Origin of the sequence: Ferdinandcohnia jepli (assembly GCF_047246645.1) — a bacterium.
Taxonomy (GTDB): Bacteria; Bacillota; Bacilli; order Bacillales; family Bacillaceae_L; genus Ferdinandcohnia.
Map to the genome: position 1 here is coordinate 1 of NZ_JBFOKR010000038.1, position 12,103 is coordinate 12,103.

Here is a 12,103-nt window from a genome sequence, read left to right on the forward strand (position 1 = left end):
AAAAAGAAGAAACAGTTACAGAAGAAAACAAAGATCATAAAGAGTAAGAAGCAAAGGTGTCTACTACACATAAAGTAGACACCTTTTGTTTTGCAAAAGGTTGTGACAGAGATTGTTTGAATTCAAGTTCCCTATAAGGTTTAATATATTTCATAGGATGATTGAAGTCATGATACGCTCCGCCCGTAGAAAGCGGATTATACTAAACTCATATAAAAGAGTTATTAAAAACATGTTAAACAGTATTTGTGGAATAATAAAAAAGGTCTTCTCATTCAACGTTTTTTTATTAGATTTTCATTAAATATGGTATGATGTTTTTGCATTAAGTTACAAGTAAAGTGGGGATACTATATGATTTTTGTTTTTGATGTTGGTAATACAAACATGGTATTAGGTGTTTATGAAAATGAAGACCTTAAACATCATTGGAGAATTGAAACAAGCCGTAATAAAACAGAAGATGAATATGGTATGATGATAAAATCTTTATTAGACCATGTGAATCTTAGTTTTTCAGACATAAACGGTATTATTATGTCATCAGTTGTACCTCCAATTATGTTTGCTCTAGAAAGAATGTGTTTAAAGTACTTCGGCATAAAACCATTAGTTGTTGGCCCTGGAATTAAAACAGGTTTGAATATTAAATATGATAATCCAAAGGAAGTTGGAGCAGACCGAATAGTAAACGCAGTTGCAGGTATTCATATGTATGGGAATCCTTTGATTATTGTAGATTTTGGAACAGCAACAACCTATTGTTACATAAATGAACATAAGCAATATATGGGTGGAGCCATCGCTCCGGGCATCGCAATCTCAACAGAAGCGTTATATTCAAAAGCAGCTAAGCTGCCGAGAATTGAAATTGCTAGACCAGATGGAGTAATTGGAAGAAATACAGTCAGCGCTATGCAAGCAGGAATATTATATGGATACGTAGGCCAGGTTGAAGGTATTGTGGAACGAATAATGGCACAATCTACTGAAAAACCAAAGGTCATTGCTACAGGTGGACTTGCTTCTTTAATTGCAGAAGAGACAACTGTGATTGATGAAGTAGATCCGTTCTTAACGTTAAAGGGATTGCAGCTTATCTATCAAAAAAATATGGAAGCAAAAGGTACATCAGCAACAGTGTGAGCACATAGAAAGGGGTTTGGATATGAAGGATTACTTAATAAAGGCATTAGCCTATGATGGTCAAGTTAGGGCATATGCAATTGATTCGACTGAAACTGTAAGTGAGGCACAAAAACGTCATTATACATGGCCAACTGCTTCAGCTGCGCTAGGAAGATCTATGACTGCAGGAGTCATGCTTGGTGCCGCATTAAAAGGGGAAGCAAAACTTACAATTAAAATAGAGGGCGGTGGCCCAATCGGTATCATTCTTGTAGACACAAACACCAAGGGAGAAGTAAGGGGCTATGTAACAAATCCTCAAACACATTTTGATTTAAATGAACACGGGAAGCTTGATGTACGAAGAGCAGTTGGTACAGAGGGTACACTAACAGTAGTTAAGGATTTAGGTCTTAAGGAACAATTTTCTGGTCAAGTTCCGATTGTATCTGGGGAATTGGGTGAAGACTTTACGTATTACCTGGTTTCTTCTGAACAAACACCATCCTCAGTTGGAGTGGGTGTATTAGTAAACCCGGATAATTCAATTTTAGCTGCTGGTGGATTCATGATTCAACTAATGCCAGGAACAAGTGAAGAAACGGTCTCTGCAATAGAGAAAAGACTTAAAGAAATACCTCCTATTTCAAAAATGATTGAAAAGGGATTAACGCCTGAAGATATACTGGCTGAGATCGTTGGAAAAGATAATTTAAAAATCTTGGAAAAAATGCCGGTTTCTTTTGTATGTCCATGCTCAAGAGAGCGTATTGAAAGTGCTATTATTAGCCTGGGTAAAGATGAAATAGAAGCAATGATTGAAGAAGATGGTAAAGCAGAGGCACAATGCCATTTTTGTAATGAAACCTACCAGTTCTCTGAAGAAGAACTTAATGAATTAAAAATACAATCAATGTAAAGATAGTGGGAGTGGAGAAGTATGAATAAAAAGATTGTATGGGCAATTATTGTAACTCTCATGCTTACAAATGGTGTAACTCTCTATTTTGCAACAAATAAAACGGAAGAGAAGTCTATTGAGGCCGCAAATCCGTTAGTTGCGAGTGAGGAAGAAGAAGTTGTTGCTACAATTGGGGAAATAAACGTAACAAGACAGCAGTGGTTAAATGAGCTTGAGTCAAGATACGGAAAGCAAATACTAGAAGACATAATTGACGAAGAAGTAGTACGTCAGATGGCTAAAAAACATGATATTACAATTTCTGATGAAGTTATTGAACGTGAAATTACGTTAATTAAAACAATGTACAATAGTATGGATAATGAAAATATAGATGATGAATCATGGAGAGAGCAAATAGAACTAAGTCTTCTACTGGAAGAGCTCCTAACAAAGGATGCAGTCATTTCTGAAGAAGAGATGAAGCGATTTTATGAAGAAAACAAAGATTTATATCAGATACCAAAAACCTATCATCTCTCACATATTGTAGTAGATACAAAGGAAGATGCAGAGCAAGTTCAACAAGAATTAGAAAATGGTTCAAGTTTTACGGCTTTAGCAATGGAAAAATCAGCTGATGAATTCTCCTCAAACCGGGGTGGCGAACTTGGATATGTTAATCACGAAAACGGTTTTGTCCCTGATAGCTATTTAGAAGCTGCTGAGCAATTATCTAGTAATGAGTGGAGTAATCCGATACAGGTTGATAACGGGTATGCAGTAATAATTTTGCATGATGTGATAGAAGCAGTCTCTTATTCATATGATGAAGTGAAGGATCAAATTAAGCGTCAAATTGCAATCGACCAAATGAACGGAACAATTACAGTGGCACCATTCTGGGATGAATTAGGTGTTAAATGGTTTTATGGTAAAACTGAGTAATTTGTCATAAAAATTCCTAATATCTTACAGGCTTATTGATTGACAAACCATATCCCAGTTGATAAATTGTAGATAAAACCAATAAAAATACTTGGAATTAGGGGTGTAAGTATGACGAGAGTAGCAAATTCTATTCATGAATTGATCGGTCAAACGCCAATCGTTAAGCTAAATCGCTTAGTAGATGAAGACAGTGCAGATGTATATTTAAAGCTAGAATTTATGAATCCAGGAAGCAGTGTAAAAGATCGTATTGCCTTAGCGATGATTGAAGCTGCCGAGAAGAATGGTGAATTAAAGCCTGGAGATACCATTATTGAGCCTACAAGTGGAAACACCGGTATTGGCTTAGCAATGGTTGCTGCGGCGAAAGGATTAAAAGCTGTACTTGTAATGCCTGAAACGATGAGTATGGAACGTAGAAATTTACTTCGTGCATACGGTGCTGAGTTAGTGCTGACTCCAGGTCCAGAAGGTATGAAAGGTGCAATCAAAAAGGCGGAAGAACTATCGAAAGAAAATGGCTATTTCATGCCGCAACAGTTTAATAACGAAGCAAACCCTGAAGTTCACCGTTTAACTACTGGTAAAGAAATTGTTGAACAAATGGGAGATCAGCTTGATGCATTTATCTCCGGTATTGGAACAGGTGGTACAATTACAGGAGCAGGTACTGTATTAAAAGAAAAGTATCCAAATATCAAAATCGTAGCAGTGGAGCCTACGGATTCACCAGTTTTATCTGGAGGAAACCCTGGCCCACATAAAATCCAAGGTATTGGCGCTGGATTTGTACCGAGCATCTTAGATACTGAGGTATACGATGAAATTATTACTGTGAAAAATGAAGAAGCATTCGATTATGCGCGTCGTGTTGGACGTGAAGAAGGAATCCTTGTTGGAATTTCCTCAGGTGCGGCAGTTTCTGCAGCATTACAAGTAGCTAAAAAGCTTGGAAAAGGTAAAAAAGTTCTAGCGATCATTCCAAGTAACGGAGAACGCTACTTAAGCACACCTTTATTCCAATTTGACCAAGAATAATAGAAGGAGTCCTATCCGCAATGTGATAGGGCTATTTTTATGCATTGAAAATGCTGAAATGCATATTTTTCTCATGAAAAGCGTAAATCGCTAGTAAAATGCATAACTCCAAACTAAAATGCACAGCTATGAATAAATTGCGCATAACAGAAGCTTGTTTGTATGTTGGACTAGCACGGCTTTGTCAAATAGTGAGTAAAAATGCTTTAGTCCCTTTTATGAAATAAAACCACTTACACGTAACTTGATATTTTACAACTTAACCAACGATGAATTTGTAGTGTACCACTATCTTCAATCATGTAAAATAGTATTTAAAGGAGAGTGGAACATGCAACAACAGAGAACATCTTTTGCAAAAAATATACCGTATTCATCTGAAAGATGGTATGAACAATATAAATTCCTTTCAGCAAATGAGCCTCACCATATTCTCTTAGAAAGTGGCAGGGGAGGAAAGTACTCTATTATGGGGCTAAGCCCCCATACAATATTACATGGGAAAACTAATAAACTAGTAATTACAACAGATAATGAGAGTAAAACAATAAATGGAGATCCACTTCAATTAATGATGGAGTGGTTCAAAGAGTATCAAACAGAACATAACCCAGAATATCCAGAGTTTCAAGGTGGAGCAATTGGGTTTATTAGCTATGATTACGCAAAGTATATTGAAAAACTACCATCAAAAGCAGACGATGACCTTGGTACTCCAGATATCTATTTTCTAGTCTTTGATGATGTATTTGTATTTGATCATACAGAAGAGCAGCTATGGTTGATTACTCATGATAATAAAGAAAATGAGCACCATGCGTTTGAACGGTTACACATGTATGAAAAAATGTGGACATCTCCTCCAGAAGCCAAAAACAAAAGGGAAGTAGAATCCCTGGATAACACAAGTCTAACAGATGTCTCACTTACAGAAGATGAATTTATGGGTGCTGTCGAAAGAGTAAGAGATTATATTTCACAAGGGGATGTATTTCAAGTAAATTTATCGGTTCGGCAATCTAAAGAACTACATACTCATCCTCAAGAGATATACGACGTTTTACGTATTATTAATCCTTCGCCATACATGGCTTATATGGAGACACCGGGATTCCAGATTGTTAGTGGATCTCCAGAGCTGCTTGTGAAGAAGAAGGGACAGGAAGTAAGTACTCGTCCAATCGCTGGGACCCGTTCTAGAGGTCAAAATGATGAAGAAGATCAACAACTAGCAAATGAACTCATAAACAACGAAAAGGAACGAGCAGAGCATGTAATGTTGGTAGATTTAGAAAGAAATGATTTAGGTAGAGTATGTGAATGTGGTACAGTAAAAGTAGATGAATTTATGGTTATTGAAAAGTATTCACATGTCATGCATATCGTCTCAAATGTAAAGGGTAAGCTCGCTGCTGATAAAGACATTGTTGAAATAATTAAAGCAACCTTCCCTGGGGGAACTATTACAGGTGCTCCAAAGGTGCGAACAATGGAAATTGTCGAAGAGCTAGAACCTGTCAGAAGAGGAATTTATACAGGATCCATTGGGTGGATTAGCTATTCCGGTGATATGGAACTTAATATCGCAATTCGAACCATGCTCGCTAAAGATGGCGTTGGTCATGTTCAAGCGGGTGCTGGGGTAGTAATCGATTCAAATCCAAAGCATGAGTATAAAGAGTCCCTAAAAAAAGCAATCGCATTATGGAAAGCTAAAGAGCTGAGTGAAGCAGAGTTAGAAAAAATATGAGTATGAGGTGAGTAGAGTGATTGTAATGATTGATAATTATGACTCGTTTACATTTAATTTGGTTCAGTATGTAGGTGAATTAGGTCAAGAAATCTTGGTAAAAAGAAATGATGAAATTACAATAGAAGAGATCGAGGAGCTTAATCCAAGTCTAATTATGATTTCTCCTGGTCCATGTACACCTAATGAGGCGGGTATCAGTTTAGAAACGATTACGTATTTTGCGGGTAAAATACCTATCTTTGGTGTTTGCTTAGGTCACCAATCTATCGCTCAGGCCTTTGGTGGAGATGTAGTTAAGGCAGAAAGGCTAATGCATGGGAAAACATCGGAGATCATCCATGATGGTAGAACCATTTTTAATGGAATAGAGCAGCCATTCACAGCTACTAGGTATCACTCTCTAATTGTAAAAAAAGATACATTACCAGAGTGCTTTGAGATTTCTGCATCAACGGATGAGGGAGAGATTATGGCAATCCGCCATAAAGAGTTTCCGATAGAAGGAGTTCAGTTTCATCCTGAATCAATCATGACTACCGCTGGCAAACAGTTAATCAAGAACGTAATAGAAAATTATAATGGGAATGAAAAAGAAACATGTACCTCTATGTAAATGGAAAAATCGTAAAAAAATCAGATGCGCGCATCTCCCCCTTTGACCATGGTTTTTTATATGGTGTGGGCTTGTTTGAAACATTTAGAATCTATGATGGTCATCCTTTTCTTTTAGATGACCATCTTATGCGTTTACAGACTAGTCTCGAGGATTTACAAATTGATTTCGAGATAAAAAGGAATGAGTTAACTGACATTCTAACAGACTTGTTGAAAGCAAATGGTTTAAAAAATGCATACGTACGGTTAAATGTATCGGCGGGAGAAGGTGAACTCGGTCTGTCGGCAGATTCCTATCAAACTCCTTCACTACTACTATTTATGAAAGAGATACCTGTAACTCTTGCAGAGAAGAGTGCGGTGCTTCTAAAAATAAATCGTAATACCCCAGAGGGAGAAACTCGCTTAAAATCTCATCATTTCCTCAATAATATCTACGGAAAAAGAGAAATAGGAAATAACCCACAAATGGAAGGGATTTTTCGTACGAAGGAAGGTTATTTAGCGGAAGGGATAACTTCAAACATATTTTGGGTAAAAGGAAATATGTTGTTTACTCCTGCAATACAAACGGGGATACTAAATGGAGTAACAAGGGCTTTTGTGATAGAAATAGCTAAGGGACTTGGTATAGAAATAAAAGAAGGTTTTTTCCAAGCAGAAGAGTTGTTAACCAGTGACGAGGCGTTTATTACAAACTCAATCCAAGGAATAGTACCATTAAGTAAAATAGAGGGAGTAACTCTGCCGAGAAATCAAATAACAAAGAACCTTCAACACAAATACAACCAATATAGGACAAGTTTATGGAGTCGTGATGAATTACATAAGGGAGTTGAATAGAATGGACAGCCTAAGAAGAATAAATAATTCAATTCTAAATTGTGGCCCGTATCAATTGGACTTCCGACAGAAAACAATGATTATGGGAATATTAAATATTACTCCGGATTCCTTTTCAGATGGTGGGTCTTATTTAAACATAGAAACCGCTGTTTCTCACGCAAAGGAAATGGTGGAAAATGGCGCAGATATCATTGATATTGGTGGAGAATCAACAAGGCCAGGCTATCAAAGAATATCAGACGAAGAAGAAATAAATAGGGTTGTTCCTATAATAAAGGCCATCTCAAAGGAAATTAAGGTTCCTATTTCAATTGATACATATAAATCAGAAGTAGCAAAGCAGGCTATTGAAGCTGGTGCTCATATTATAAATGATATTTGGGGTGCAAAAGCAGATCCCAAAATGGCAGAGGTCGCTGCATATTACCAAGTACCAATTATTCTTATGCATAATAGAGATAACAAAAATTATAACAACCTAATCGAAGAAATGATAACAGATATACAAGAAAGCATTGCTATAGTAAAGACGGCAGGAGTAAAAGATGAGAACATCATCTTAGACCCAGGTGTAGGATTTGCTAAGAGCTTTGAAGATAACCTCAATGCAATAAGGTATTTAGACCGTTTCGGAGAATTAGGTTATCCAATCCTGCTAGGCACGTCCAGGAAATCGTTTATAGGACAAATTTTTGATTTACCACCAAAAGAACGTGTTGAAGGTACTGGAGCGACAACATGTTACGGGATCCAAAAAGGTTGTGAAATTGTAAGGGTACATGACGTACTGCAAAATGCACGCTTAGCTAAAATGATGGATGTGCTTGTGGGTAAAGGGGTAACAAAGAATGGATAAAATTTATGTAAATCGGATGGAGTTTTACGGGTACCATGGCGTATTTCCTGAAGAAACGAAGCTTGGGCAACGGTTTTTAGTTGACCTGATAGTTAGTATGGATTTAAAAGAAGCGGGTGAAACAGATAATCTCGATTATTCTGTTAGCTACGCAGATCTCTATCAGGTTTGCCAGACCATTGTGGAAGGTAGCCCTTTTAAACTTGTAGAAGCACTTGCCGAAAAGATAGCCAAGGTAATATTGGCTGACTTTCCGCTAGTTCAATTATGTACGGTTAAGGTAGTAAAACCGGACCCGCCGATTCCAGGACATCTTCAGTCAGTTGCGGTTGAGATTACAAGGAGCCGTGAATATGTTTAATCATGCCTTTATTGCATTAGGAACAAATATCGAGGACAGACGATATTATTTGAAATCAGCATTAGCAGCATTGCATGCCCATAAAAATATTGAGATAGAAGAGTTTTCATCAATTTATGAAACAGATCCGGTTGGTTATGAAGAACAGGATATGTTTTTGAATATGGTAATTAAAGTTAATACAAGACTAGCGCCAGTTGAATTGTTAGAGGTTCTGCAAAATATTGAACTTGCGTTTGGAAGGGAAAGGAAAATAAGGTGGGGACCAAGAACCTTGGACCTTGACATTTTACTCTATAATCATGAAAATATTGAAACAGAGCGACTAATTATTCCGCACCCACGAATGACACAAAGAGCTTTCGTTCTGTTACCTTTATATGAGATAGACCAAAATATACAAATTCCGTCAAATAAGAAACCGATTAGTACATTAGTAGATGAATTACAAGATAGAGAAGGGGTTCGTGTATGGAAGCGGAGAAGTGGGGAAGACGTATTCGAGCTTTTCGAAAACTAAAAGGATATACACAAGAAGGCTTTGCAAAAGAGCTTGGAGTGTCAGTCTCAGTTGTTGGGGAAATCGAACGTGGTAATCGAATGCCGAGTGAGACTTTTTTACAGGAAGTTGCAAATATACTAAATGTACCACTTGAAGAAATTGCGCCAAAAGAGTTAGATTAATAAGGGGTTATTTTGTTAATAGATAACTATATAGATAAAGGAGGGTTACAATGTTACAAATTGGAGATATCAAAATGAAGAACCAAGTTGTACTTGCGCCAATGGCTGGAGTATGTAACTCTGCATTCCGTCTAACGGTCAAAGAATTCGGTGCAGGTCTGGTATGTGCCGAAATGGTTAGTGACAAAGCGATCTTATATAATAACGCGAAAACTATGGGAATGCTTTATATAGATGAAAGAGAAAAACCACTAAGCCTTCAAATTTTTGGAGGAGAAAAAGAAACATTAGTAGAAGCTGCGAAGTTTGTAGATAAAAATACAACGGCTGATATTATCGATATTAATATGGGGTGCCCTGTTCCAAAAATCACGAAATGTGACGCTGGTGCAAAATGGTTGTTAGACCCAAATAAAATTTATGAAATGGTTTCAGCAGTTGTTGATGCAGTCGATAAACCTGTTACAGTTAAGATGAGAATGGGTTGGGATGAGGACCATATCTTTGCTATACAGAATGCACAAGCAGTTGAACGCGCTGGAGGGAAAGCAGTTGCTCTTCATGGTAGAACACGTGTACAAATGTATGAGGGACACGCAAACTGGGACATTATTAAGCAAGTGAAAGAATCAGTAAGCATTCCGGTTATCGGAAATGGCGACGTCCAAACACCACAAGATGCAAAGCGTATGTTAGATGAAACCGGTGTTGATGGAGTTATGATTGGCCGTGCAGCACTTGGAAACCCATGGATGATTTATCAAACTGTTAAATACTTGGAAACTGGCGAACTGATTGGTGAGCCATCTGTAAGAGAAAAGATTGATGTATCGATCCTTCACCTAGACCGTCTAATTGACTTAAAAAACGAAAACATTGCAGTACGTGAATTTAGAAAACATGCAGCATGGTATCTTAAAGGTGTAAGAGGTAATGCGAAAGTTAGAAATGAAGTTAACACATGTGATACAAGAGATCAATTAGTTACACTTTTACGAAACTTTGTTGAAGAAGTGGAAGAGAAGCAACAAAACAGTGCACAAGTAGTTTGACATCAGTAGATTTCCTACACTATAATGCCTGTAACGATTATTGTTGCATACTGCCAGTGAATGCTGGCAGTTTTTCTGCTTTACATATAATATGATTATTAAAGATTGCTTCGGAAATAAATGAGGAGTTGATAAAATGAGTCAGGAAGAATTAAACGACCAGCTGATTGTTAGAAGAGAAAAGTTACATACATTACGTGAAATGGGACAAGACCCGTTTGGTAAGAGATTTGAAAGAACACATAGTACCCGTGAGTTAATTGATTTATATGATGGGTTTTCAAAAGAAGAATTAGATGAGAAAGAAGTTACTGTTACCATTGCGGGTCGAATCATGACAAAGCGTGGAAAAGGTAAAGCGGGCTTTACTCATATTCAAGATTTAACAGGACAAATCCAACTTTATGTACGTTTAGATGCTGTTGGAGAAGAACAGTATGAGGTATTCAATATTGCTGATCTAGGGGACATTGTTGGTGTTACAGGGAATGTATTTAAAACAAAAGTTGGTGAGCTTTCAATAAAAGCAACGTCATTTGAGCTGTTGTCTAAGTCATTACGACCACTTCCAGATAAATTCCATGGTCTAAAAGATGTAGAACAACGTTATCGCCAACGCTACCTTGATTTAATTATGAGTCCAGAAAGTAAAGAAACGTTTATAACACGGAGTCAAATTATTCGATCAATGCGTAGATACTTAGATGATCATGGTTATCTTGAAGTAGAAACACCTATGATGCATTCTATCCCAGGTGGAGCTTCAGCAAGACCGTTTATTACACACCATAATGCTTTGGATATTCCGCTTTATATGCGTATTGCGATTGAATTACACTTGAAAAGACTTATCGTTGGGGGCTTAGAAAAGGTTTATGAAATCGGTAGGGTTTTCCGTAATGAAGGTGTATCAACCCGTCATAATCCGGAGTTTACAATGATAGAGCTTTATGAAGCATATGCTGATTATAAGGATATTATGAATCTAACTGAAAACCTAGTTGCGCACATTGCCCAAGAAGTACTTGGTACAACAACAGTGCCATATGGTGACTATCAGGTTGACCTAAAACCAGAGTGGAAGAGACTTCATATGGTTGATGCAATCAAAGAATATGTAGGTGCTGACTTCTGGAAGGAAATGAGTCTAGAAGAAGCTAGACAGCTTGCAAAAGAGTACAATGTAGAAATTAAGGATAATATGCAATACGGTCATATTGTAAATGAATTCTTTGAACAAAAAATTGAAGATAAGCTAATTCAACCTACATTTATCTATGGACATCCGGTTGAGATTTCTCCGCTAGCTAAAAAGAATCCGGAGGATCCTCGTTTTACAGACCGTTTTGAATTGTTTATTGTAGGAAGGGAACATGCAAATGCATTTACCGAGTTGAATGATCCTATTGATCAACGCCAGCGTTTTGAAGCTCAATTGGAAGAAAGAGAGCAAGGAAATGACGAGGCACATATGATGGATGAAGACTTTGTAGAATCACTTGAATATGGAATGCCACCTACTGGTGGACTAGGAATCGGTATCGATAGACTGGTTATGTTATTAACAAACTCTCCATCTATTAGAGATGTATTACTATTTCCACAAATGCGTAATAAATAAAAAAAGAGCGGATAATCCGCTCTTTTTCTATATCATTTTGCAATAGATAGTTTTACTAGTATAATTTTTTTACGCAAAGATATTGCAAATGAATTGCTAGGATGGTATATTAAGTATCCGCCGCTGATGAGCGGTAAACAAAAAACAATCTTTTTAAAAAAGTTATTGACTCTTTAAAATAAAGATGATAATATAATAAAGTTGCTTCAAGAGAGCAACGAAAAAGTTCTTTGAAAACTGAACACAATACAAGCGTCAACGTTTAATTCAAGTAACAAATTATTGAGCAATCAATAC

Annotated in this window: 13 protein-coding genes; all 13 read left to right on the forward strand. The window is 37.0% G+C overall.

Annotation, left to right across the window (positions count from 1 at the left end):
- The first annotated feature begins 354 nt into the window (after nt 1-354).
- The 13 genes from AB3M96_RS23275 (at nt 355) to lysS (ending at nt 11,806) form a co-directional block, all read left to right on the forward strand.
- Complete coding sequence (locus AB3M96_RS23275; RefSeq protein WP_412969999.1) at nt 355-1,146, forward strand: type III pantothenate kinase; 792 nt, start codon at nt 355-357, stop codon at nt 1,144-1,146.
- 22 nt (nt 1,147-1,168) lie between these two features.
- The gene (gene hslO, locus AB3M96_RS23280; protein ID WP_412970000.1) at nt 1,169-2,047 is read left to right on the forward strand and encodes an Hsp33 family molecular chaperone HslO; all 879 of its coding nucleotides are present in this window, start codon (nt 1,169-1,171) and stop codon (nt 2,045-2,047) included.
- Nucleotides 2,048-2,068: 21 nt separating this feature from the next.
- Nucleotides 2,069-2,977: a peptidyl-prolyl cis-trans isomerase gene (locus AB3M96_RS23285; RefSeq protein WP_412970001.1), complete on the forward strand. Its 909-nt coding sequence runs from the start codon at nt 2,069-2,071 to the stop codon at nt 2,975-2,977.
- A gap of 111 nt (nt 2,978-3,088) precedes the next feature.
- On the forward strand, nt 3,089-4,018 hold the full coding sequence (gene cysK, locus AB3M96_RS23290) for a cysteine synthase A (protein ID WP_412970002.1): 930 nt from the start codon (nt 3,089-3,091) through the stop codon (nt 4,016-4,018).
- Between the two features lie 331 nt (nt 4,019-4,349).
- The gene (gene pabB / locus AB3M96_RS23295; RefSeq protein ID WP_412970003.1) at nt 4,350-5,768 is read left to right on the forward strand and encodes an aminodeoxychorismate synthase, component I; all 1,419 of its coding nucleotides are present in this window, start codon (nt 4,350-4,352) and stop codon (nt 5,766-5,768) included.
- A 16-nt stretch (nt 5,769-5,784) separates the two neighbouring features.
- The gene (gene pabA, locus AB3M96_RS23300; RefSeq protein WP_412970004.1) at nt 5,785-6,384 is read left to right on the forward strand and encodes an aminodeoxychorismate/anthranilate synthase component II; all 600 of its coding nucleotides are present in this window, start codon (nt 5,785-5,787) and stop codon (nt 6,382-6,384) included.
- A complete protein-coding gene (pabC, locus tag AB3M96_RS23305; RefSeq protein ID WP_412970005.1) occupies nt 6,369-7,229 on the forward strand; it encodes an aminodeoxychorismate lyase in 861 nt (286 codons plus the stop codon). The genes pabA and pabC overlap by 16 nt, the downstream gene beginning before the upstream one ends.
- 1 nt (nt 7,230) lies before the next feature.
- The gene (gene folP / locus AB3M96_RS23310) at nt 7,231-8,088 is read left to right on the forward strand and encodes a dihydropteroate synthase (RefSeq protein WP_412970006.1); all 858 of its coding nucleotides are present in this window, start codon (nt 7,231-7,233) and stop codon (nt 8,086-8,088) included.
- Nucleotides 8,081-8,449: a dihydroneopterin aldolase gene (gene folB, locus AB3M96_RS23315; protein WP_412970007.1), complete on the forward strand. Its 369-nt coding sequence runs from the start codon at nt 8,081-8,083 to the stop codon at nt 8,447-8,449. The genes folP and folB overlap by 8 nt, the downstream gene beginning before the upstream one ends.
- Nucleotides 8,442-8,969: a 2-amino-4-hydroxy-6-hydroxymethyldihydropteridine diphosphokinase gene (gene folK, locus AB3M96_RS23320; protein ID WP_412970008.1), complete on the forward strand. Its 528-nt coding sequence runs from the start codon at nt 8,442-8,444 to the stop codon at nt 8,967-8,969. The genes folB and folK overlap by 8 nt, the downstream gene beginning before the upstream one ends.
- The gene (locus AB3M96_RS23325) at nt 8,921-9,133 is read left to right on the forward strand and encodes a helix-turn-helix domain-containing protein (RefSeq protein WP_412970009.1); all 213 of its coding nucleotides are present in this window, start codon (nt 8,921-8,923) and stop codon (nt 9,131-9,133) included. Before folK ends, AB3M96_RS23325 begins: the two co-directional genes overlap by 49 nt.
- A 50-nt stretch (nt 9,134-9,183) precedes the next feature.
- Nucleotides 9,184-10,185: a tRNA dihydrouridine synthase DusB gene (gene dusB / locus AB3M96_RS23330; RefSeq protein ID WP_412970010.1), complete on the forward strand. Its 1,002-nt coding sequence runs from the start codon at nt 9,184-9,186 to the stop codon at nt 10,183-10,185.
- A 136-nt stretch (nt 10,186-10,321) separates the two neighbouring features.
- The gene (gene lysS, locus AB3M96_RS23335; protein WP_412970011.1) at nt 10,322-11,806 is read left to right on the forward strand and encodes a lysine--tRNA ligase; all 1,485 of its coding nucleotides are present in this window, start codon (nt 10,322-10,324) and stop codon (nt 11,804-11,806) included.
- Nucleotides 11,807-12,103: the final 297 nt, after the last annotated feature.